Annotated in this window: 22 protein-coding genes, 2 tRNA genes and 1 pseudogene; 16 read left to right on the forward strand and 9 right to left on the reverse strand. The window is 43.1% G+C overall.

Annotated elements, in window-relative coordinates; genetic code table 11:
• Nucleotides 1-13: 13 nt before the first annotated feature.
• From Xhom_RS44840 to aspA, 3 genes are all read right to left on the reverse strand, one after another.
• Nucleotides 14-1804, reverse strand: coding sequence for a protein-disulfide reductase DsbD (locus Xhom_RS44840; RefSeq protein ID WP_069316976.1), 1791 nt, complete (start codon nt 1802-1804; stop codon nt 14-16).
• 213 nt (nt 1805-2017) lie between these two features.
• Nucleotides 2018-3319, reverse strand: coding sequence for an anaerobic C4-dicarboxylate transporter (locus tag Xhom_RS44835; protein ID WP_069316975.1), 1302 nt, complete (start codon nt 3317-3319; stop codon nt 2018-2020).
• Nucleotides 3320-3459: 140 nt separating this feature from the next.
• On the reverse strand, nt 3460-4884 hold the full coding sequence (gene aspA / locus Xhom_RS44830; protein ID WP_069316974.1) for an aspartate ammonia-lyase: 1425 nt from the start codon (nt 4882-4884) through the stop codon (nt 3460-3462).
• 357 nt (nt 4885-5241) lie between these two features.
• Here aspA and Xhom_RS44825 point away from each other — a divergent pair, with 357 nt between their 5' ends.
• The 4 genes from Xhom_RS44825 to Xhom_RS44810 all read left to right on the forward strand — a co-directional run bounded on the left by Xhom_RS44825 (nt 5242) and on the right by Xhom_RS44810 (nt 8451).
• Complete coding sequence (locus Xhom_RS44825) at nt 5242-5781, forward strand: FxsA family protein (protein ID WP_069316973.1); 540 nt, start codon at nt 5242-5244, stop codon at nt 5779-5781.
• Nucleotides 5782-5958: 177 nt separating this feature from the next.
• The gene (locus tag Xhom_RS44820) at nt 5959-6252 is read left to right on the forward strand and encodes a co-chaperone GroES (protein WP_069316972.1); all 294 of its coding nucleotides are present in this window, start codon (nt 5959-5961) and stop codon (nt 6250-6252) included.
• Between the two features lie 53 nt (nt 6253-6305).
• Entirely contained in the window at nt 6306-7952 is a 1647-nt protein-coding gene (gene groL / locus Xhom_RS44815) for a chaperonin GroEL (protein WP_069316971.1), read from the forward strand.
• 157 nt (nt 7953-8109) lie between these two features.
• Entirely contained in the window at nt 8110-8451 is a 342-nt protein-coding gene (locus Xhom_RS44810; RefSeq protein ID WP_069316970.1) for a DUF4156 domain-containing protein, read from the forward strand.
• A 69-nt stretch (nt 8452-8520) separates the two neighbouring features.
• Here the strand turns inward: Xhom_RS44810 and epmB are convergent, their stop codons facing one another.
• A complete protein-coding gene (gene epmB / locus Xhom_RS44805) occupies nt 8521-9546 on the reverse strand; it encodes an EF-P beta-lysylation protein EpmB (protein WP_069316969.1) in 1026 nt (341 codons plus the stop codon).
• Between the two features lie 40 nt (nt 9547-9586).
• On the opposite strand from epmB, the gene efp reads away from it, so the two are divergent.
• Together efp and sugE are read left to right on the forward strand one after the other, a co-directional pair.
• Nucleotides 9587-10153 (forward strand): elongation factor P, encoded by a 567-nt coding sequence (gene efp / locus Xhom_RS44800; protein WP_069316968.1) that lies wholly within the window; start codon nt 9587-9589, stop codon nt 10151-10153.
• Between the two features lie 201 nt (nt 10154-10354).
• Entirely contained in the window at nt 10355-10669 is a 315-nt protein-coding gene (gene sugE, locus Xhom_RS44795) for a quaternary ammonium compound efflux SMR transporter SugE (protein WP_069316967.1), read from the forward strand.
• 44 nt (nt 10670-10713) lie between these two features.
• Here the strand turns inward: sugE and Xhom_RS44790 are convergent, their stop codons facing one another.
• Nucleotides 10714-10926 (reverse strand): helix-turn-helix domain-containing protein, encoded by a 213-nt coding sequence (locus tag Xhom_RS44790; protein WP_069316966.1) that lies wholly within the window; start codon nt 10924-10926, stop codon nt 10714-10716.
• 217 nt (nt 10927-11143) lie between these two features.
• Here Xhom_RS44790 and Xhom_RS44785 point away from each other — a divergent pair, with 217 nt between their 5' ends.
• On the forward strand, nt 11144-11320 hold the full coding sequence (locus Xhom_RS44785; RefSeq protein ID WP_069316965.1) for a helix-turn-helix domain-containing protein: 177 nt from the start codon (nt 11144-11146) through the stop codon (nt 11318-11320).
• A 138-nt stretch (nt 11321-11458) separates the two neighbouring features.
• Here Xhom_RS44785 and uriH read toward each other — a convergent pair whose 3' ends face one another.
• Nucleotides 11459-12409 (reverse strand): uridine-preferring nucleoside hydrolase UriH, encoded by a 951-nt coding sequence (uriH, locus tag Xhom_RS44780; protein ID WP_069316964.1) that lies wholly within the window; start codon nt 12407-12409, stop codon nt 11459-11461.
• A gap of 452 nt (nt 12410-12861) precedes the next feature.
• Between uriH and Xhom_RS44775 the strand changes: the two genes are divergently transcribed.
• The 5 genes and pseudogenes from Xhom_RS44775 to Xhom_RS44755 all read left to right on the forward strand — a co-directional run bounded on the left by Xhom_RS44775 (nt 12862) and on the right by Xhom_RS44755 (nt 18225).
• A complete protein-coding gene (locus tag Xhom_RS44775) occupies nt 12862-14163 on the forward strand; it encodes an NAD(P)/FAD-dependent oxidoreductase (protein ID WP_069316963.1) in 1302 nt (433 codons plus the stop codon).
• Between the two features lie 81 nt (nt 14164-14244).
• Complete coding sequence (locus tag Xhom_RS44770) at nt 14245-14625, forward strand: cupin domain-containing protein (RefSeq protein ID WP_069316962.1); 381 nt, start codon at nt 14245-14247, stop codon at nt 14623-14625.
• Nucleotides 14626-14640: 15 nt separating this feature from the next.
• Nucleotides 14641-16152 carry an aldehyde dehydrogenase family protein gene (locus tag Xhom_RS44765; RefSeq protein ID WP_069316961.1) on the forward strand — a complete coding sequence of 504 codons (1512 nt, stop codon included), beginning with the start codon at nt 14641-14643 and terminating at the stop codon, nt 16150-16152.
• A gap of 271 nt (nt 16153-16423) precedes the next feature.
• A pseudogene (gene phoA, locus Xhom_RS44760) lies at nt 16424-17810 on the forward strand (alkaline phosphatase).
• 133 nt (nt 17811-17943) lie between these two features.
• Nucleotides 17944-18225: a DUF1435 family protein gene (locus Xhom_RS44755; protein WP_069316960.1), complete on the forward strand. Its 282-nt coding sequence runs from the start codon at nt 17944-17946 to the stop codon at nt 18223-18225.
• Nucleotides 18226-18330: 105 nt separating this feature from the next.
• Here the strand turns inward: Xhom_RS44755 and Xhom_RS44750 are convergent.
• The 3 genes from Xhom_RS44750 to rsmC form a co-directional block, all read right to left on the reverse strand.
• Nucleotides 18331-18417, reverse strand: a tRNA-Leu gene (locus Xhom_RS44750).
• Between the two features lie 46 nt (nt 18418-18463).
• Nucleotides 18464-18550, reverse strand: a tRNA-Leu gene (locus tag Xhom_RS44745).
• Nucleotides 18551-18761: 211 nt separating this feature from the next.
• On the reverse strand, nt 18762-19775 hold the full coding sequence (rsmC, locus tag Xhom_RS44740; RefSeq protein WP_069316959.1) for a 16S rRNA (guanine(1207)-N(2))-methyltransferase RsmC: 1014 nt from the start codon (nt 19773-19775) through the stop codon (nt 18762-18764).
• A 145-nt stretch (nt 19776-19920) separates the two neighbouring features.
• On the opposite strand from rsmC, the gene Xhom_RS44735 reads away from it, so the two are divergent.
• The 4 genes from Xhom_RS44735 (at nt 19921) to Xhom_RS44720 (ending at nt 23600) form a co-directional block, all read left to right on the forward strand.
• Complete coding sequence (locus Xhom_RS44735) at nt 19921-20331, forward strand: DNA polymerase III subunit psi (protein ID WP_069316958.1); 411 nt, start codon at nt 19921-19923, stop codon at nt 20329-20331.
• Nucleotides 20300-20749 carry a ribosomal protein S18-alanine N-acetyltransferase gene (gene rimI, locus Xhom_RS44730; RefSeq protein WP_069316957.1) on the forward strand — a complete coding sequence of 150 codons (450 nt, stop codon included), beginning with the start codon at nt 20300-20302 and terminating at the stop codon, nt 20747-20749. The genes Xhom_RS44735 and rimI overlap by 32 nt, the downstream gene beginning before the upstream one ends.
• Before the next feature lie 566 nt (nt 20750-21315).
• Entirely contained in the window at nt 21316-22905 is a 1590-nt protein-coding gene (prfC, locus tag Xhom_RS44725) for a peptide chain release factor 3 (protein WP_069316956.1), read from the forward strand.
• Between the two features lie 326 nt (nt 22906-23231).
• On the forward strand, nt 23232-23600 hold the full coding sequence (locus Xhom_RS44720; RefSeq protein WP_069316955.1) for a BON domain-containing protein: 369 nt from the start codon (nt 23232-23234) through the stop codon (nt 23598-23600).
• Nucleotides 23601-23768 lie beyond the last annotated feature (168 nt).

Raw genomic sequence — 23768 nt, forward strand, 5'->3', positions numbered from 1 at the left:
CTCTCCTTCCAGATTATTTTTGTTGTGGATGCTGTACTTGTTGTATTTTCTGTAAATGCTGGCTAAAACGTTCTGCATTCATGAATCCATTGACTTGCGAATTGGTTAGCTCTTTTCCTTCTGTATCAAAAAACAAGATAGTAGGAAGTCCTATTACGTTTAATTTTTGCAGTAATTCTTTCTGGTTTGGCTCATTACTTGTGACATCAGCTTGTAATAAGAAGAATTGGCTCAATTGTGACTGTACTTGTGGATCACTGAAAGTATATTTTTCAAACTCTTTGCAAGCTATACACCAGTCAGCATACAGATCCAACATAATCGGCTTGTCATGATTTTTAGCTAAAATCTGGTTTAACTCCTGCCAGCTACTGATTTGTTGGAATGTGACAGAGGCTTTCTGTTGTTCTGTCGCCGGGCTTCCCCATACCCAATCTTGCAATGGGCGTGAGGCAATCAGAGCCAGCGCCAGTAAAACAATTTGCAAGGTTCGTAACCAGCCCTTTTTACTGCTTAAGGTCAATGCGAAAGACCAGCCAAGGAAGGAGACGGCCAGCAGGCTCCATAATCTCGTACCCCATGTGTCTCCGAGTATCCGCTCCAGTAAAAAGACAGGCAATGCCAGAATAATGAATCCGAAAGCCTCTTTAATATATTGCATCCACGGGCCGCTACGAGGCAAAAGTTTGTGGCCGAATAAGGTAACGGCGATAAGTGGTATACCCATACCCAGTGCGTAGAGGTAAAGGGTCAGGCCACCGACCAGCGTATTACCGCTTTGGGCGATATAGAGCAAAATGGCACTGAGTGGTGCAGTGGTGCAGGGGGATGCGATCAACCCTGCTAAGGCTCCCATAACTAACACACCAATATAGGAGCCGCTTTTCTGTTGGTTGCTCCAATCTACCAGACGAGTTTGGGCAGAAGCAGGGAGTTGTAAGGTATATAGCCCAAACATGGATAGGGCGAGTAAAATAAACAGGATTGACAGCCCGACCAGAATGTAAGGATTTTGCAGGGCCGTTTGAAATTGTAAGCCTGCCGACGCGACGATTAACCCCAATATAGTATAGGTGAGCGCCATTCCCTGAACGTAACTCATGGCGAGCCAAAAGATTCGTTTCAGGCTTTCAGGGCGTTTCTGTCCCAGAATAATGCTGGAAATCAGCGGATACATGGGCAATATGCAGGGAGTAAATGCAATACCAATGCCAATCAACAGTGCCCATAGCGGTGAAAAAGGCACGTCATGGGTTTTGCTATTGGTATTTTCTTGTTGCAGTGGCTCTGTCGATAATGACGCATTTTGGGAAGTCGTTATATTATCGGGCGCTGTTGCTATTGCATTATTTGGTGCCATTGACGTTACCACTACTTGTAGTGGTACGTTGACGGTTTCTGGAGGATAGCAGTAACCCGCCTCTGCACACCCTTGGTAAGTGACTTCAAGTGAGGAGTCATTAGTAGCAGATAGGATCGGGACATCAATATGTACAGATTGAAAATAAACTTCAGTCTTACCAAAAAACTCATCTTCATGCTTGCTGCTTTTGGAATACTCAATTTTTCCCAGCGACGCTTGTTTAGGTGTGATACTGAACTGTTGTCGGTAGAGATAATAACCGGGTTTGATATCCCAGTTTAATGTGAGTTTATTTCCCTGTTGCTGAAAATCAAACATGAATGCCTGATTAGCAGGAAGGTAGCGATTTTGTCCGAGTTGTTCAAACAGTGTGCTGGCTTTGATGGGTGAGGTAGCAATACCGCTGAACAGCAGAAACAACATGAGAATACGTTTCATCATAATATAGTTTTTGACCTGCTTGTATCGTGGTTTGATTTGTGAAACTTACCAGACTTTGAACTATAACTGATGGCATCTATGACAGAAAGTCAATTGACTAATATTAATGCAATGTTAATTTTTTGATAGCCAAATATTTTTGGCTGGAAATACTTCAGGGGCATTGTCAGCCCCTGAAATAACGTTTTTGAATGAATGTTCAGTATTATGACGTTACAAGATCATGCCACCAAACAAAAAGCCGAATGAAACGGCCAACACAACGGCAATGGTGCCCGGAATAAAGAAAGGATGATTGAATACAAATCGGCCAATACGGGTGGTTCCGGTATCATCCATTTGCACAGCGGCAACTAATGTCGGATAAGTTGGTAGGATAAACAGGCCAGAAACCGCAGAGAAAGAAGCTATCGCTGTTAATGGTGTTACATGCAATGCCAGTGCCATTGGCATCAAAGCCTTCGCTGTTGCGGCCTGCGAATAGAGTAATGCAGAGCAGCAGAAGAAAATAACCGCCAGCAGCCACGGTTGAGCATGAATCAGACTACCGGCTGTTTCTTTTATCCAATCAATATTGGCCTGCACAAAAGTATCACCCAGCCATGCAACCCCTAAAATACAGATACATGCACTCATACCTGCTTTAAAGGTACTTGAGTTCAGAATAGCATCGGTATCGACAGAGCAGATGATGGTGGTTAGGGTGGCAATACTGAGCATAATAATCAGAATCGCATTAGTGGTATTCATCAGTGGTTTTTCAATCAGACCGACACTCGGACTGTTGATAATTGCATAGATGACAACACTAATAACGCCCAGCAGGAATAACAAAACAGACAGTTTAGCCTTGGGTTTAATCTGAATTTGATGAGCGCCACGCATTTCTACCAGACCATCTGCAAGGCGTTTTTGGTAGATGGGATCTTTCGACAGTTTGGAATCAAAAACCCATGAAATGATGAATGACATCAGGATGATTGCAAAAAATGTTGAAGGCATTAGTACCATAAGTAAATGTATATAACTGATGCCTTGATTTTCCATGACAGATGCCATGTAAACGACCGCTGCCGAAATAGGGGAGGCAGTAATCCCTATCTGAGCTGAAACAACCGCAGTAGAGAGTGGGCGACAAGGTTTTATGCCCTGCTCTTTTGCCACTTCCGCAATAACAGGAAGTGTTGCCAGTGATATGTTTCCGGTACCTGCAAATAAAGTCAGAAAATAAGTGACGATAGGTGCAAGGATTGTGATGTATTTTGGGTTCCTGCGTAGTAATTTTTCTGTTTGTTGAACTAAATAATCTAATCCACCTGCTACTTGCATGGCTGAGATAGCGGCGATAACCGCCATAATAATTGAAATAACATCAAATGGTATGCTACCCGGTTTAACACCGATGGCTGCAAGGACTAAAACGCCAATCCCGCCAGCAAAACCAATTCCTATTCCCCCTAGTCGTGCTCCCAAAAAAATGGCCAGCAGAACAATAACTAATTCTACGGCTAACATGTTACGTACTCCTTAACTTATTTAGTATTATGAAAATCTATGGTTAATATTTTGTGTTTGCTGAAAATTAAAAAGGCACGCTTCCGGTTGGAGTTGCGTGCCTTAAAAATTAAGACGAGCTCGTTATTATAAGCATTTAATTAATCATCAAAACGTTTTGCTTTATAAGTTGGATGTTTTAGGTTCTCAACGGAGAAAATATCATCTAATTCAGCTTCGGTCAGTAAACCACGCTCTAGCACAACTTCACGAACACTTTTGCCGGTTTCAGCACAGATCTTGCCCACGATATCGCCATTGTGGTGGCCAATGAATGGGTTCAGATAAGTGACGATACCGATAGAGTTGAACACAAAGCTTTCGCACACTTCTTTATTAGCAGTGATGCCGTTGACACATTTTTCAACCAGATTACGGCATGCGTTGCCCAGGATGGACATTGACTCGAACATCGCCTGACCAATCGCAGGTTCCATTACGTTAAGTTGTAACTGGCCTGCTTCTGCTGCCATTGTGATACAAATATCGTTACCAATAACTTTGAAGCAAACTTGGTTAACGACTTCTGGCACAACAGGGTTAACTTTGGCTGGCATGATGGAAGAACCTGCCTGCAATTCTGGCAGATTGATTTCATTCAGGCCAGCACGAGGGCCGGAAGAGAGCAAACGCAAGTCGTTACAAATCTTGGACATCTTAACTGCCAGACGTTTCAATGCCCCATGAACCATAACGTAGGCGCCGCAGTCAGAAGTCGCTTCGATCAAGTCTTCTGCTGGCAGACAAGGTAACCCTGTGACTTCTGCCAATTTCTCAACGACCAGTGTTTGGTAGCCTGGCGCAGTGTTTAAGCCGGTACCGATTGCTGTCGCGCCGAGGTTCACTTCCAACAGCAATTCTGCCGTGTGAGTGATATTTTTGATTTCTTCTTTTAGCAGTATGGAAAATGCGCGGAACTCTTGACCCAGAGTCATTGGAACAGCATCTTGCAGCTGGGTACGACCCATTTTCAGGATATCGTCGAATTCAACGCCTTTTTTGTCGAAGCCTGCTTTCAACAACTTAATTGATTCAACTAAGCCCATTAGTGAATTATAGACAGCAACGCGAAAGCCAGTAGGATAAGCATCGTTGGTTGATTGGCTTTTGTTCAGGTGATCATTAGGATTCAGGTACTCATATTCACCTTTTTGATGTCCCATCAATTCAAGGCCGATATTTGCCAGTACCTCATTGGTATTCATGTTCAATGAAGTACCCGCTCCGCCTTGAAAGACATCAACAGGGAATTGATCCATATACTTGCCAGTGTTGAGGATTTCATCACAGGCTTTGACAATAACGTCCGCAATTTTGCCAGGGATAGTATGGAGTTCTTTGTTTGCCAGAGCCGCAGCTTTTTTCACCATCACCATGCCGCGGATGAATTCAGGGACATCGTTGATGGTACGGTCACTGATATAAAAATTTTCAATCGCACGCAGAGTGTGAATACCATAGTAGGCTTCAGCGGGAACTTCTCGTTTACCTAACAGGTCTTCTTCGATACGAATGTTGTTTGACATGAGAACCTTCTTAACTTGGATACGTTTTTTTACTGTTATATTAAGTGTTTGTTGAGAATAATGTTGCCGTCAACAAATGACGTGATATTAATTACTTATCACGAAATTGCCGGCGCGATCATATGTGGATTTACCAGAAATGCCTTGAACCTAGATCACTTTATAGTGCTATTTTATTAATGAGATCACATATGTGTGACTAAGGTCACGATTCCAGAGATGAAAAGTCAACTATCTGTAGTATTGAAAATGGTTACTATTATCTCCATATTATGTAATCTGATCCCACATTATGTGATTTCACTTTATGTGAATGAGAAATAGAGTGTGGACAATAAATAATTAAAGGAGAACCACGTGCGCTGGCTCCCACTAATTCTTATATGCTTGCTGGTTTACATCGAATCAGTCCTGTTTGTTCGTATTGCCTCTGAAGTAGGGGTTTTGTTGACTCTGCTGCTTGTTATTCTTACTTCTTGCCTTGGGGTTTCTCTTGTACGCAATCAGGGCATGAGTAATTTTATGTCGATGCAACAAAAAATTGTGGCGGGTGAAAGCCCTGCGGAAGAAGTCGTTAAAAGCGTTTCTTTGGTCTTTGCCGGTTTTTTGCTGATATTACCCGGATTTTTTACCGATTTTCTCGGATTACTATTGTTATTATCCCCTGTACAGAAACTTCTGACAGCAAAATTATTGCCCCATATTAAGCTCTATCGGCCGAATGTTTTTCGTGGCTCAAATTATACTGGTGGCTATGGGCAGGACGGCCAGAATGGACAAACTTTTGAGGGCGAATATGAACACAGGCGGGATGATGCTTCCAGTAAATTGAATAATCAGCCGCAAGATGATCAGAAAAATCATGGCGAACATGGCAGTGGGCACGATAAAAGATAATTGTTCCTGCTTTGCTTATTATTTGAGCGGGTAAACAAAAAGTAAAATATTTTTTACTTGCCGCCCCTTGAAGTACTGATCTTAAGCCCCAATTTGTAGCTTCATGGTACTGGTTCTATTGGGTTCTGGTATCAATCCTCTTACCTGATATGGACTTTATTTATAGGAGATCTATCAATGAAAATTCGTCCATTACATGACCGCGTTATCGTTAAGCGTACAGAAGTTGAATCAAAATCCGCTGGCGGGATTGTCCTGACTGGCTCTGCTGCGGGCAAATCTACCCGTGGGGAAATTTTGGCAGTTGGCAACGGTCGCATCCTTGAAAACGGGGAAGTGAAGGCGCTGGATGTAAAAGTGGGTGATACCGTCATTTTTAATGAAGGTTACGGCGTTAAAGCAGAGAAGATCGATAATGAAGAAGTATTGATCATGTCTGAAAGCGACATTCTTGCAATTGTTGAAGCGTAATTGAATCCTCACGCTAACCCTTCTTAATTGAGCGAATTTAAAGGAAAGACACAATGGCAGCTAAAGACGTAAAATTTGGTAATGATGCTCGCAGCAAAATGCTGCGCGGTGTGAATGTACTGGCTGATGCAGTTAAAGTGACCTTGGGTCCTAAAGGCCGTAACGTAATTTTGGATAAATCTTTCGGTGCGCCTGTTATCACTAAAGACGGTGTATCTGTAGCACGTGAAATCGAATTAGAAGATAAATTCGAGAACATGGGTGCACAAATGGTTAAAGAGGTTGCCTCTAAAGCCAACGATGCAGCCGGCGATGGTACTACTACTGCAACCGTATTGGCTCAATCTATCGTCACTGAAGGTCTGAAAGCTGTTGCCGCTGGTATGAACCCAATGGATCTGAAACGGGGTATCGATAAAGCGGTTGTTGCTGCTGTTGAAGAGCTGAAAAACCTGTCCGTACCTTGCTCTGATTCCACTGCCATTGCGCAGGTTGGTACTATCTCCGCAAACTCCGACGAAACTGTAGGTAAACTGATCGCAGAAGCGATGGACAAAGTCGGTAAAGAAGGTGTAATCACTGTTGAAGAAGGTACTGGCCTGGAAGACGAACTGGATGTTGTTGAAGGTATGCAGTTCGACCGTGGTTACCTGTCTCCTTATTTCATCAACAAACCAGAATCAGGTTCTGTTGAACTAGAAAGCCCGTACATCCTGCTGGTTGACAAAAAAATCTCCAATATCCGTGAACTGCTGCCAGTTCTGGAAGGTGTTGCTAAAGCAAGCAAGTCTCTGGTTATCATCGCTGAAGACGTTGAAGGTGAAGCACTGGCAACTCTGGTTGTTAACAACATGCGTGGTATCGTGAAAGTTGCTGCGGTTAAGGCACCTGGTTTCGGTGATCGTCGCAAAGCGATGTTGCAGGATATCGCTACCCTGACCAATGGTACTGTGATTTCTGAAGAGATCGGTCTGGAGCTGGAAAAAGCGACTCTGGAAGATCTGGGTCAGGCAAAACGCATTGTTATCAACAAAGACACCACAATTATCATTGATGGTGTAGGTGAAGAAGTCGTAATCGCTGCACGTGTTACTCAAATTCGTCAGCAAATTGAAGAATCTACTTCTGATTATGACCGTGAAAAACTGCAAGAGCGTGTAGCTAAACTGGCAGGCGGTGTTGCTGTAATCAAAGTAGGTGCGGCGACTGAAATTGAAATGAAAGAAAAACGCGCTCGCGTTGACGATGCTCTGCACGCAACCCGCGCAGCAGTAGAAGAAGGCGTTGTTGCTGGTGGTGGTGTCGCACTGGTTCGCGTTGCTAGCGCGATCTCTAACCTGACTGGCGACAACGAAGATCAGAACGTTGGTATTCGCGTTGCACTGCGTGCAATGGAAGCGCCAATGCGTCAGATCGTAGACAACGCAGGTGAAGAGCCATCTGTTGTTGTTAACAACGTGAAAGCGGGTAAAGACAACTACGGCTATAACGCATCAACTGAACAGTACGGCGATATGATCGACATGGGTATCTTGGATCCAACTAAAGTAACCCGTTCCGCGCTGCAATTCGCCGCTTCTATCGCTGGTCTGATGATCACCACTGAAGCAATGGTGACTGATCTGCCTAAAGATGACAAATCTGACTTAGGTGCAGCTGGTGGAATGGGCGGCATGGGTGGAATGGGCGGCATGATGTAATGTTGCTCATCCTGCTGATGGAATTGCCCATCCGATAGGATAAGATTTTAAAGGCGAGCAGATTTTTCTGCTCGCCTTTTTATTTTTTGTTCTAATGGAATACAAAAGGGTATATTTATCATCATTATAGAAATTTCTATAATCAATGAGGAAAGTTATGCGAATCAAAATGTTATTTGGTGCGTCAGTATTGTTGCTGGCGGGGTGTACAACAAACCATCAATTAACCTCTGCTGGTGCTAATGTACGTTTCATGGATACTCAGCCGGGCAGTGAATGCCAACGGTTAGGTGAAGTTGTTGGTACTCAAAGCAATTGGTTCAATGGTGTCAGCAATGAGAGTAGCTCTATGCGTAGCGCCGCCAATGACCTGCGTAATAAAGTGGCTGAAATGGGCGGAAATGTTATTTATGGCGTAAATAGCCCATCCCAGAATCTATTGGGAAGCTTTGTTCCCCTTGATAGCAAAATGGTTGGTCAGGTCTATAAGTGTCCTTAATCACTAGTATCCCTAATGGGATTTCAAGTTGCAGCCCAGTCAACGAAGCTGCAACTTGAAAGGGGAAGATTATAGCCCTAAGCCCAAATCCAGAGGCGTTTTACTGGGTTCTCCACCAATTTCTCTTGTCAGGCAAGGAACCAGATAACCGGAGACTTTCGTTAATAATTCCCGCATTATTGCTTTTGCTTCTTCATCATCAACGAGAAAGTGTGCGGCGCCTTGAACTTTATCCAGAACATGGATGTAGTAAGGCAAAATACCCGCATCGAATAATGCATTACTTAAGTCTGCCAGTGTTTCTGCATTATCATTGATATCACGCAGCATCACGCTTTGATTTAGAAGTGTCACGCCAGCCTGTTTTAGCCGAGTTATACTTTCTCGGAAGGCATCATCAATTTCATTTGCATGGTTGATGTGGGTCACCATGATCACCTGCAAGTTTGATTGTGCCAAACGATTACACAGGGTTAGGGTGATACGATCAGGGATAACAACCGGTAAACGTGTGTGGATCCGTAAGCGTTTAATGTGTGGAATAAATTCAATGTGGCTAATTAACCAGTCCAATTCATGATCTTTCGCCATCAATGGGTCACCACCAGAGAAGATGATTTCATCTAACTCAGTATGTTGCTCGATATAATCCAGAGCGAGCTGCCAATTGTTTTTATTTCCCTTGTTATCTTCATAAGGAAAATGACGACGGAAGCAATAACGGCAATTGACTGCACAACCCCCTTTGACTAATAGCAATGCTCGGTTGCGGTATTTATGCAACAGCCCGGGCACGACATTACGCTGTTCATCTAGCGGATCTGTTGAAAAGCCAGGAGATATTACAAACTCTTCCCGTGCAGTCAGGACTTGCAATAGTAGAGGATCACGCGGATCGCCTTTTTTCATTCGTGCTACAAATGCTTTTGGCACACGTAGGGGAAATAATCGCTTCGCCTCATTACCGTCTTTCAGTATGGCGTGTGAGTTTAGGGATAATAATTGCAACAACTCATTGGGATCTGTAATTACATCCGCAAGTTGTTGTAGCCAGACTTCTCTGACAGGGGGAATATGGGTTATAATGTGTGCCATTTTTTGGCTAAGCCATTTTGTTAAAAATTAGAGGATCTCCATGGCTACTTATAGTACCAATGAATTCCGTTCAGGTCTTAAAATCATGTTAGATGGCGAGCCGTGCGCTATTCTAGAAAGTGAATTTGTTAAACCAGGAAAAGGGCAGGCATTTGCCCGTGTTCGTATTCGTAAACTGATTTCTGGTAAATTACTAGAAAAAACCTTTAAATCAACAGATTCCGTTGAAAGCGCAGATGTCATGGATATGAACCTGACCTATTTGTACAACGACGGTGAATTCTGGCATTTCATGAACAACGAAACTTTCGAGCAGTTAGCTGCAGATGAGAAAGCCGTTGGTGACAATGCAAAATGGCTGATCGATCAGGCAGAATGTATTCTGACTCTGTGGGATGGCCGTCCTATCGCTGTAACCCCGCCAAACTTTGTTGAACTGGAAATTACTGAGACTGATCCAGGTCTGAAAGGTGATACCGCCGGTACTGGTGGTAAACCTGCTACCCTGAGCACTGGTGCTGTAGTAAAAGTTCCTCTGTTCGTACAGATCGGTGAAGTTATTAAAGTTGATACCCGTTCCGGCGAATACGTTTCTCGCGTGAAATAATCGCGTTTGCTATTTTAGAAAAGCCGTGGCCTCTTCGTCTAGAGGCTGCGGCTTTTTTTATTGTGTTTTTGTTCTGCGATTGCGGTTGTAAAATCGGCTAGTTATAATTCAGTTTCATTTCTTAATCGTTGTCTGGGACGACCCAGATAAACGCCATCATATTGGGGACGGCCCCATTTGCCACTCGATAAAGGGAAAATCATGTCTTGGTTGGTCCTCCTTATAGCAGGTTTGCTGGAAGTAGTGTGGGCTGTAGGCCTTAAATATACCCACGGTTTTTCACGTGTGGTGCCGAGCTTAATTACGATCAGTGCGATGATTGTCAGTGTGGGATTGCTGGCCTACGCCATGAAAAATTTACCGACAGGAACAGCCTATGCTGTGTGGACAGGCATTGGTGCTGTAGGTACGGCGATTTTTGGCATAGTGGTGTTGGGGGAGTCAGCAAACTTGGCCAGGGTGATAAGCCTTGGCCTGATTATAGCTGGTATTATTGGTTTAAAGCTGGCGAGTTGATAATTGGTGAGTAAACCCAGCATTGAGCTGGGTTCTATTGCAGGTCATTTTCTTTCATAGCGCGAAGGCCATATCTCTTCTGGTGTGCTTTCCAGCGCTGCCGCGATAAGACGTTCGCCTTTTGGCCAGTGGCGTTGCAGTGCGTTGGCAAGAGTTGATGAAGCCAGTCCCGCAGCACGCGATACTTCTGATAACGTGGTTCCGCGTTTTTTCAATGCTGCAATGATGTCAGCAGAGTGCCAGTCTTTTTTTTCCATTCTAAATCTCCAGTTACCTATCATTTTTTTAAATTAAAAAGTAAGCCATTAATAAGTAGACTATAAGTCACACATCATAGCATAAATTAGATTGAAATGTGACTCATAGTCCGTGGTCGGATAAGTAACAAGAATCGATACTTTTCGGATGAAAACGTCGAACAATATCAGATCCCTTTTTGGGCAAAGAATTAGGTATCTCAGGAAAGAAGCAGGGATGTCGCAGGAGGCTTTTGCCGATAAATGTGGATTGGATCGAACTTATGTCAGCGGTATTGAGCGCGGAGTAAGAAATCCTACCTTAGAAATTATTTATGTCATCTCCAATGGATTACAAATTGAACTGAATGAATTGTTCGATTTTGAGACGATGACTTCGTTTCATGAAGTCTAATTTATAAATTAAATAGAAGTTCCTTTGGCCATTAGTTAGAGAAGTTTTTCAATGGTCAAAGGAAATACCTCCCTTCATCGTTCAAGTTGTAGCCTGTAAAGCGGTAACTCGGAATTTATGGAGCCGTGGTGATTGAAATCAATAAGTGGTTTCACCGATATTTTTCAAGGCATCAATCACTAACTGCCAGAATTTAGTTTGATCCAATTTGACGGCAACTTGCGTATGGCAATCGTCAGGAAGAGGCCAACGAAAATCTGCGACGGTCATTCCTGTTGTCAGTGTTCCTGTCAGCTCGATATTAACGGGGACTTTTTGAGTCGTCATCACAGTAGGGTCAATCACGTAGGCTACTGCACAGGGATCATGCACAGGAGGATAGCTAAACCCTTGAGTTTCACGACATCTCTTCCCATAAAATTTCAGAGCATCCAAAACGAACTGAGCAGAACGTGTTTTAATCTGGGCGATAGCTTCAAGAATATCAGGTGTCGCTTGAGCTTGGTGAGTGAGATCTAAGCCGACCATTGTCAGCGACCATTTTTCATTAAAAACGATATGTGCCGCTTCCGGATCTATAAAGATATTGAATTCTGCAACAGCACTTCTGTTACCTTTATGATAGCCACCGCCCATCAAGACCACTTCCTTCACCCGCTCAACGATATGAGGAGCCTTACGTACAGCCATGGCGATATTAGTCAAACCGGCAGTCGGAACCAGAGTCACACTTTTGGGGGGATTTTCCATAATCACATCAATGATTAAATCAACGGCGTGACGGGCATCTAGCCTCGTTGCAGGTTCAGGCAGAATCGGACCATCTAAGCCTGTTTCACCATGAATATCCGGCGCAGTTTTGATTTCTCTAACAAGTGGTCTGTGACATCCTGCAGCGAAAGGAACATTGTGAATATTGGCTATACGGGCAATGCAGAGGGCATTACGGGTGACTTTGTCTAGGGTTTGGTTGCCAACAACGGTTGTTACCGCCAATAGTTCAATATTAGGGTCTCCGTGGGCAAGCAGGAGGGCAATGGCATCATCATGACCGGGGTCGCAATCAAGGATAATTTTTTTGGGTAGCATATTTATTCCTTTTAGTCATTATCCCCTTTCATCTTTCAAACGGTTGCTTTGTGATCGCAAATTGAAATCGATTGGGTACACATGCAAATATCCATTCTCAGAATAATTCACTATTGGAAAAAATTCCCCTTCCGCTCATCACAAAATGAAAACATAAAAACTATAAATAATTAATAAACATGTCTTTAATTGTGATTTAATTAACATATAAATAACAAATGATTTGAGCATTTTAAGTACATATGATTCATATATAGGCAAGATAAGGGGTGCGCCGATATCTGCCTCATTATTTTATTAATTTGTTAATGGTTTTGGTCTTGATTGCTTTGTTAATACACCTGAATAATTAATATTCAACAACATGATAAATGCTCCCCCTGAAAAATAGCAGTAGTAAGACAGATGGCAGTACATCATCAGGGGATAGGCAGAGGCTCACGGGGTATAACATGTACAATGATATTGATTCATTAACCTATTATGCGGCAACTAAAAAATACGATCTCCATTTCCCGACACTGACAGAAGATTTGGATGTTGATGTCGTTATTATTGGTGGCGGCTTTTCCGGTATCAATACGGCACTGGAACTAGCTGAAAAAGGAATCACCAATATCGCTATTTTGGAAGGTCGAACCTTGGGATATGGCGGAACAGGTCGTAATGGTGGTCAGGTGATGACGGGGATTGGTCATGACTTGGACAGGATCAAACGCCATATTGGTGAAAAAGGCCTAGAAACCATATTTAAAATCAGTAGCTTGGGTGCTGGAATTATTCGAGAGCGAATAGCCAGATACGACATTAAGGCCGATTTTTGTCGAGGTTATGCGTATCTTGGTTGGAACTCTCGACACGATAAAACCTTACAAAGTTGGTTGAAAGAGTTTCGTTTAGCTTCTCCTGATGAGGAAATTGAACTTTATACTGGCTCTGATGTGAAACAAGTCATTGGCTCAGATCGCTATACCAGTGCATTGAAGCACATGGGAGGCGGGCATGTTCATTCACTCAATTTGTTGTTAGGGGAGGCCAAGGCAGTCTCGGAATATGGCGTCAAAATTTTTGAGAACAGTCAGGTTGTGAATGTAGAGTATGGCTCAAGGGTCACAGTGCATACACCATTAGGTTCGGTTCGTGCCAATAAAATGTTGTGGGCATGTAATGGCTTTTTGGATGGGCTTGATCCCACTATCTACAAAAAAACCATCAATACCTATGCCTTCCAATTGATGACGGAAGAACTGCCAGACGATCTGATCGAAAGGATCAGCCCGATTCGGGGCGCTTACAGTGATATTAGCCCTGTCATCGATTACTACCGCGTTACTAAAGAAAACCGCCTGTTATATGGCAGTGCGACACATTTTATTGAATATATGCCTTCCGATTTAAAAGCATGGAACCGCAATCTCATGCTGAAAACCTTTCCTTACCTGAAAGATGTGAAAATTGAACTGGCATGGGGTGGTCCATTATGTTGTAGCGCTAATTTGTTCCCACAAATTGGTTCCCTGCCTAAGCATAAAAATGTGTTCTATGTTCAAGGTTATTCAGGTTTTGGTGTGACACCGAGTCATATTATCTGCAAGATTTTGGCTGAGGGAATGAGTGAAGGCTCTGATCGTTACTCGCTGCTGAGCTCTATTCCACATCTCGATATTATCGGGAAAGACAAATTGAGAAATGTGCTTCTCTCTGCTGGCAAGATTTGGCACCAAACTTCAGGTTATTGGAAAGGGCGTCGTTAGTTTTATCCCTGTTTAACGTTTTTTCTTTTTCTATTTTTGAACTGTAACTTTTTGAACGGTAACTGTTAAAAGGTAAAAGTCATGATAAAGCCATTATTGTTAGATAAAGAACTTCCTGAATTAATGCCAATTGGCAGTGTTACTAATCTCGGTTCTATTGTGGTAGAGGGTGATCCACAGGCGAGTGGAGCAATGATTCACGGAGAACCAATGGATAACCTGACTTGCGGTATTTTTGTCTGCACTAAGGGGAAATTCAAAATGACTTACCCCTTTGATGAACTGGCAACGGTTCATGAAGGTTCAGTGAAACTGACTGATATTAAAACTGGGATGACGGTTGAATATCATAAAGGGGATTCTTGGTTTGCCGCGAAAGGTACGGAAGTGTTGTGGGACATCACCAGTGAACGTTTCGTCAAACATTATATGGCTTGTATAAATGCTCAAATGTCAGGCTAACCAGAGGAAAAAATAATGAGTGAAATTAATTTGCTGGAGTCAGTTACGGCTTTTTTGCAACGTTCTCACGGTCATTATATTAATGGAGCCTCTGTTCTTAGTCAGGAAAGTACGATAAATCAGAAAAATACGATGCTTTCTGTCGTTAATCCAGCTTCCGGTGAAATCATAGCTACAGTCAATCAAGCCGGAGAGGCAGAAGTTAATCAAGCAATGCAGGCGGCATCTAGCGCTTTTCACGGCGTCTGGGCTCAGACTTCTCCCATCGAGCGGGGAAATTGCCTAAATCGGTTGGCTGACTTACTGCAAAAAAATGGTGAGGAGCTGGCACAACTGGAAAGTTTATGTTCCGGTAAACCGATTCAACTATCTCGTATGCTGGAAGTGGGGGCATCTGCCGACTACTTACGTTATTTTGCAGGTTGGTCGAGTAAAATCAGCGGGGAAACACTGAATGTTTCTTTGCCATCGCTCAAAGGGGAGCATTATACCGCGTTTACCCGGCGTGAACCCATTGGGGTTGTGGTTGGCATTATCCCATGGAATTTTTCCATTATGATAGCTATTTGGAAATTGGGAGCGGCATTGGCCAGTGGTTGCACCATTGTACTCAAACCCAGTGAATATACCCCTTTAACTATATTGCGAGTGGCTGAACTGGCAAAAGAAGCGGGAATTCCAGATGGTGTGATCAATATCGTTAATGGTTCAGGTGCTCATATTGGATCGGCTCTGGTCAGTCATCCACAATGTGCCAAAGTTACTTTTACTGGTTCCGTTTCAACGGGAATGAATGTGGGAAAATCAGCTCTGGAGCAAGGATTAAAGCGGGTAACATTGGAGCTGGGAGGTAAAAATGCGGCAGCTTTCCTGCCAGATATGACTGTTGATAAAATCGTTGATGGCATATTGGAAGCGGGGTATGTGTATCAAGGGCAAATTTGTGCAGCTGCGGAACGCTTTTATATTCCTTCCATTCATATGGATGCGGTTTTGAAACTGCTTTCTGAACGTTTGTCAGCGATGAAAATTGGCTCTCCTCTGGATGAATCTACTGAGATGGGGCCTTTGGCAAATAAAGAACATTATGAAAAAATTCTGTCTCTGTTTGAAAAAGCGCGTCAGGAAGGTAATGAAATAGTTTATGGCGGCCATGTGCTGGAAGGCGCCGGATTTTTTGTCGCACCAACGATCATTAAAGCCAATAGTGCTGATGACACGTTGATGAAAGAAGAGACATTCGGGCCAATTGGTACTTTCCTCAGTTACGATGATGAGGAAGAATTGATAACCATGATGAATGCGACACCATTTGGCTTGTCTGCCAGTTTATGGACTAATGACTTGAGCAAGGCAATGCGTATGCTTCCTCGCATAAAAGCCGGCACTCTATGGGTTAATATGCATACGTTTTTAGACCCAGCAGTTCCATTTGGTGGCATGAATTCTTCCGGCATTGGCCGCGAGTTTGGCAGTGCATTCATTGAGCACTATACGGAGTTGAAGTCGGTTATGATGCGTTACTGATAGATAATTGACGGATAACTGACGGTTTATGAAGAGCCTATTCTACTGGGCTCTTTTTTCAGGTGAAAATCACATTCATCATTGATAGGGCTAAAGAACGATCAATCGCCTGTCACAATAATGTCGCCATAGGTTCAAATAAGTGTCATACGACATATTTATTATTCCTGCAATTCAACATCAGAATTTTTATTCTCTATCCGATTGCAAGGAAAATAATATGTCGCGTAATTATGAAAAAAATCTGCTTGCTGCTGTGATTGCTGTATTGATGTCAGGCACTACACTGCCTGTATGGGCAGCAAGCAATCCAGAGAATATTATGGCGCAACAGCGTGTAGCACAAGGTGATGTTACTCAGTTTGGTGGTGCTCGCCGCTTGACCCAAGATCAAACTGAGGCACTTAAGGCTGCGTTGAATAATACAAAAGCCAAGAATGTGATCTTGTTTATCGGCGATGGGATGGGGGATTCTGAAATTACTCTTGCTCGTAATTATGCAGAAGGTGCAGGAGGTTTCTTCACGGGAATAGATGCCTTGTCATTTACCGGTCAATACACACATTACTCGCTAGATAAGAAAACGAAAAAGCCGAATTATGTTACCGACTCTGCGGCTTCAGCCACAGCTTGGGCAACGGGAGTCAAAACCTATAATGGTGCGTTGGGAGTCGATGTTTTTGGCAAAGATCATCAATCTCTTTTAGAGCTGGCTAAAAAGAACGGCAAAGCAACGGGAAATGTCACCACGGCTGAAATTCAGGATGCAACACCAGCAGCTTTGTATGCCCATGTTACGGATCGTAAATGCTATGGGCCGGACGAAACGTCGAAAAAATGTCCCGAAAATGCTTTAGAAAATGGCGGTAAAGGCTCTATTACAGAACAATTGCTGGCAGCTCGTGCTGATGTGACTCTGGGAGGCGGAGCAAAATTGTTTACTCAACAATCGGTATCTGGCGTCAATAAAGGAAAAACTCTGCAACAACAGGCTTTGGCGCAGGGATATCAGTGGGTAACAGATACGAAATCGTTGGCGGCTGTTAAAGAGGCTACTCAGAAAAAGCCGTTGTTGGGGCTGTTCCACGATGAAAACATGGATGTGGCATGGGAAGGGCCAAAAGCTGTTTATCACGGCAATCTTACTGAAGAGCCAGTGAAGTGCGAGGTTAATTCTAAATTAGATCCTAACGTTCCGACGTTAGAACAAATGACAGAAAAAGCCATTGATTTACTGAAACAGAACAAAAATGGTTTTTTTCTGCAAGTTGAAAGCGCTTCGATTGATAAACAGGATCATAATGCCAATCCTTGTGCACAGATTGGTGAAACAGTCGCTTTGGACAAGGCTGTACAAGTTGGCCTTAAATTTGCGAAAGAACAGGGGGATACTTTAGTGATTGTGACCGCTGATCATGCACATGCCAGCCAGATCATTGAACCCAAGGTTAAATCACCGGGTTTTACTCGTTCACTGATTACTAAAGATGGTACTGTGATGACGGTAAATTATGGTAATTCAGAAGGGGGATAGTCAGAAGCATACTGGTACACAGTTGCGGGTTGCAGCGTATGGTCCTTATGCTGCCAATGTTGTCGGTTTGACCGATCAGACGGATCTATTCTTTACCATACGTGGTGCGATGGATTTGAAATAATAGATATACCTTGATGCAACTCGAAATCTATTGGGTATATCTTTCATTTTCGTTATTGATTTCTTGATTGTGATTAAGCTGCCATCACTATATGATATTGCGAATTATTATCATTTGTGTTTGGCGGTTTATCATGCTCGGTGCAAAACGGAGTTTAAAGCTCGCTTTTTGGCAAAGTATTACGGGATCTTGGGGAATGCTGTTATTTAGCTTGATAGGATCAGGATTGGTCGTGTCAGTGCTGATAATAGAGGGTGCTGGGATCGAGCAATTTAAAATCAGTATTCAAGGAGCTTTGTTATTGACGCTTGCGTTATTGTTACATCGTAATGCGCGTCATTTCTTGTTGATTCCAGCTTGCATTGCTATTGTTTGCAGTCTGTTCGCTATTTTGCGCCACCTTGCGTACTTATGATAAGAATTTAATGCTTGATTAATTGCTGAAATAAGGAAAATTGCTTAAATAGAGTAAAGCGAGAAGAGAGCAAAAGAAAAGGAATAGAGCAGGAAAATGAAACAGTGGTGCGAAGGGGGGGACTTGAACCCCCACGTCCGTTAGGACACTAACACCTGAAGCTAGCGCGTCTACCAATTCCGCCACCCTCGCAGGTACTGTCATTCATCCAATTTGTTTAACTTATAATTATCTGATTTGGTGCGAAGGGGGGGACTTGAACCCCCACGTCCGTTAGAACACTAACACCTGAAGCTAGCGCGTCTACCAATTCCGCCACCCTCGCATACCCAGATACTATCACTTAAACAAATAGCATGGAGGCGCATTCTAGAGATTTTATGGCTGGCGTCAATCATTATTTAGCGAGATAACGTGCAATTGGTGCAAAAATCAGCGTGTTGATATTTTGAAAGGGAGGATGTTCCAGATGGGAAAATAGAAATTGCCTGCCCGTGGAACTGGAGCAGGCAAAGTAGCGGGATTTAATGCCTAAATTACTTTTTCGTTGCTTGATACACTTTAAATTTACCTGTCTGTGCAATCACTTCATGATTCCCGAAAGCACTATCCAGCAAATTAGAATAAGGCAGGAAAGAGTTTGCGACGATCCGCAATTTACCACCGGATTTTAAATGGCTCGGAGCCATGCGGATCATGTCATCAGCGGCAGACAGATTAGTCTTTAAGCCATCATGGAATGGTGGATTGGAAATAATCCAGTCGAATTTTTCCTCAATCGCTGAATACACATTGCTGGTGATAACATTGCCTTCCAATTTATTGGCTTTCAGTGTCGCTTTACTGGATGTGATAGCTGCAGCATTAACATCACTCAATGTTAGGGCCAAATCAGGGTTCTTTTTACCCAGTACAGTCGCCAATACTCCGGAGCCACAGGCAATATCCAGCAGACTGCCAGAAACAGGCGCATCAAATGTCGAAAGCAACAGACGGCTGCCGACATCCAAATCATCCTGACTGAACACGCCGGGCAGGGTATTGATCGTGACATCATCCACCTGATAGCTATTCCACCAATTGTTTTGATCAAACTGAACCTGATTTTTCAGTTGACCATAAAACAGGCTACAACGGCGAGCAGTGTCAATTTTATGAAAAGTTGCTATACCTTCCATTAACTTATCAACACTGCGTACACCACTACGATTTTCTCCTACAATAAAAATATCTGTCCCGGGAGGCAGAATGGAAAACAGATTACGTAGTTGGAAACGCGCTTCTTGCTTGCTTTTTGGCCAGTAATAAATCAGGGTATCACATCCTTTGATAAATGCGCTGTCTGCTACAAGGCCAAACCACGCATTTTCGCCGAGTTGGCGGATCAAAGATTGCCAGTGGTGATACTGGTTAGTGTGCACTCGCACGCTTTCAGCTTCAATTTCCGTTGCCAGATTATCCTGAAGATCACCCGCAAAGAGCAGATGATGGGAGTGCAATTGCTCCTGATGGCGCAGGATAACTTCGCTGGCTGGGGTTAATACAGACATCTATGTATAAGCTCCTTATAAATCTTTATCCAAGTATCATAAATAGCAGAGGGCAGAATTGAAATGCCATGCCGATTGGCGCAGAGATAAGCCCTCTGATAATATGTTACCTGTTATTTTTTTATGGCAGATGGAATAAAACACGATGACGAAGCGTGACAGATTACTCTCCCAATTGGGGATCACCCAATGGGTTCTGCGTAGCCCGATGGCCTTGCAAGGTGAATTGTCTGTCCTCATCCCTGACTCAACCCGTCTATTGATCATTAGCCATGATCAAATTGATTTAAGTCATTCATTGTTTGCTGATATTTTTACAGCCATGGGGATTGATGCCTCATCGGTATATTGCATCACGACAAAAGATGTTGAGCTACTTTCGGAATCAATCCACTGTCCGTGCTGGCTGTTGGGGGTTGATATTACCGTATCAATACAAGGGATTTCTTTGAGAAGCCCAGCATTAAATGACTTATCTCTTGATGGGAATGCAAAACGCGCTCTTTGGCAACAAATTTACCATTATGAAGAATATTTCTCTATTAACTCCCGCTGATCTTTCCATAGCATTGCAAATAGAACAGGCCAGTCATATGTTTCCGTGGAGTGAAAAAACGTTTTACTCCAATCAAGGGGAGCGCTATCTCAACTATAAAATAACGCTGAATGACCAAATTATCGGCTTTGCGATCACGCAATATGTGATGGATGAAGCCACGTTATTTAATATTGCTATTCACCCTGATCATCAATCGCGGGGATATGGCCGGGCATTGTTGGATCATCTTATCAATATATTGCCTGAAAAACAGATAAATACACTATGGCTTGAAGTACGTCGTTCTAATCAATCCGCAATCCGTTTGTATGAAGACCTCGGCTTTAACGAGGTTTTCATCCGCAAGAATTATTACCCGACAACAACAGGAAAGGAAGATGCCATTATTATGGCGTTGCCGTTATTTGGGGGATGAACCGTTTTTGATGAAAAATCTTGCGAGGCGGAATGCAAAATCATCTGATAAAAAGAACATTTTTGACTGAGTATCGTATAAATGCAGGAAAATTAATAGGCTGTTTTAGGTAAGGATGGTCGGAAATGAAAACCTCGGCTTAAGGCCGAGGCGGATTTTCCAGATCGTTGTGGATGGTCATAGATTAAATCCATTGGAACCAAACACCAATCTTGTTACCTAATTTATAGCCTGTAGCTAGCAGAGTCAAAGATTCTAAGTAGATGAAAAAATTTGATAAAAATAGGCATCGGATGCTAAAAAACACACCTTCTCTTTCCATTCTCGTTATATTTGGAACAGCTACATTTGTGCTTCTTTGTATCCCCTTTTAAATATCGTTGAAGTTTCTCTGAGAAATTCCATTGATTCGGCACTTATCTTGAACATCATTGGTTGTTTATAAATCCAAGTTCAGCGAAAATATGCTCCAATCACGATTAACCTGACGGATTTGAAGGCGGGGCGCCAATAGGGGCATTTCCCAATTGATATTAATCCGTGTACTGACTAGAAGATTCCAATTGATGTCAAATTCCCCATTTCTGCAAGAAGTCGCGAAAAGGCGCACCTTTGCGATAATTTCGCATCCTGATGCAGGTAAAACTACCATTACCGAAAAAGTGTTATTGTTCGGACAGGCTATCCAAAAAGCAGGTACGGTAAAAGGCCGAGGCTCTAACCAACATGCTAAATCCGACTGGATGGAAATGGAAAAACAGCGTGGTATCTCCATTACCACTTCTGTGATGCAGTTTCCTTATAGTGATTGTCTGGTGAACTTGCTGGATACGCCAGGGCACGAAGACTTTTCCGAAGATACCTACCGTACTTTAACGGCGGTGGACTGTTGCCTGATGGTAATTGATGCCGCAAAAGGGGTTGAGGATCGCACCCGTAAGCTGATGGAAGTTACCCGCCTGCGTGACACACCAATCCTGACATTCATGAACAAGCTTGACCGTGATATCCGTGATCCGATGGAGCTGATGGATGAAGTGGAAAATGAACTGAATATCGCCTGTAGTCCAATTACATGGCCGATTGGCTGTGGTAAATCCTTCAAGGGCGTTTATCACCTCTACCTTGATAAAATTTATCTATACCAATCCGGTCAAGGTCATACCATTCAGGAAGTGCGCGCTATCAAAGGGTTGGATAACCCTGAATTGGATGCGGCAGTGGGTGAAGATTTGGCGAATCAATTGCGTGAAGAGCTGGAACTGGTTAAAGGTGCGTCCCATGAATTTGATCAGGATGCCTTTTTGCAAGGGGAGTTGACACCAGTCTTTTTCGGTACTGCATTGGGCAACTTTGGTGTTGATCATATGTTGGATGGCTTGGTTGAATGGGCTCCGACCCCAATGCCCCGTCAAACTGATGCACGTGTAGTCACTGCTAATGAAGAGAAGTTTACGGGCTTTGTTTTCAAAATCCAGGCCAATATGGATCCGAAACACCGTGACCGTGTTGCATTCATGCGCGTTGTTTCCGGTAAATATGAAAAAGGCATGAAACTGCGCCAAGTCCGCATTAAGAAAGATGTTGTCATTTCCGATGCACTGACCTTTATGGCAGGAGATCGTTCTCATGTTGAGCACGCTTATCCAGGGGATATTATCGGCCTGCACAACCATGGCACAATCCAGATTGGTGATACCTTTAGCCAAGGTGAAGAGTTGAAATTCACCGGTATCCCTAACTTTGCACCAGAATTGTTCCGCCGTATTCGTCTGCGTGATCCATTGAAACAGAAGCAACTGCTGAAAGGTCTGGTTCAATTATCAGAAGAAGGGGCTGTGCAGGTATTCCGTCCATTGTCCAATAATGACCTGATCGTTGGCGCGGTCGGTGTGCTCCAGTTCGATGTTGTTGTTGCTCGATTGAAGAGCGAGTACAACGTTGAAGCACTGTATGAGCCGGTGAATGTATCTACGGCTCGTTGGGTAGAGTGTTCTGATGTGAAAACATTAGAAGAGTTTAAACGCAAGAGTGAGCAGAACTTAGCTCTCGATGGCGGTGATAATCTGACTTACATTGCTCCAACAATGGTCAACCTAAACCTGACCAGCGAACGTTATCCTGATATTGCTTTCCGTAAGACACGGGAACATTAATGTTTGGGGAGCCAACTATTTTGTTCTGTTGGCTCTTTTTTTTTCGCATATCCTCGTCGTCTTTCAAGTTACCGCTTTGTTGGTTACGCTCTTTTACCCCAGTCATGTAGTTATAAACATAGAGTTAGCGATGCTTCCGAGAAGATATAAGTGCTGCATCTTGGAATCTATCGGGTACACAACGCTTACCTTTTTTCTTCATTTAGAATAATTCCCTGTTTTAATGAAAATATACGTTATTTTTTGTAAAGCTCATTTTATCACTTCGGTCTAATTGACATACTGTTCTGGTAACAATTCCGGCTAACGTAAAAGAAGGTGGTAGGATGAAAAATATTAAGTTTACACATTCACTACTGGCTGTTGTTCTCGGCTCGGTACTGATCAGTAGCAGCGCTCTAGCAGAAGAAAGTCCTTCAGGAAAAATATTTGAGAGCGCGGGACAGAAGATAGATAGCTCTTTACAGCATGCAGATAATTTTCTTGATGACAGCACCATTACGGCAAAAGTGAAAGGGGAATTGTTAGGGCATAAGGGCTTGAACAGCAATGAAATCTCAGTGAAAACGGAAAAAGGCATTGTTTACCTTTCGGGGTTTGTCAAAAACAAGAGGCAAGCAGCAGAAATAGCTGAAATTGTCCATGGAGTGGAAGGTGTCAAAGCGGTTAAGAGTACGTTAGAGATTAAAAAATAACTGAAGTTACTTATAGAGTGGCTGATAATAAGCCACTCTTTTTCTTTCTTTTCCCTTCTTTTCCTCAAGTAAAACCCTGCTAAATTAGGCGATTATCTCATAGGAAAATCTATTGGGATAATTTGCTGAATTAATCTCTTTTGATATTTTAGTTTTCACTACTTAACG

The sequence above is a fragment of the Xenorhabdus hominickii genome (assembly GCF_002632725.1).
Classification (GTDB): domain Bacteria; phylum Pseudomonadota; class Gammaproteobacteria; order Enterobacterales; family Enterobacteriaceae; genus Xenorhabdus; species Xenorhabdus hominickii.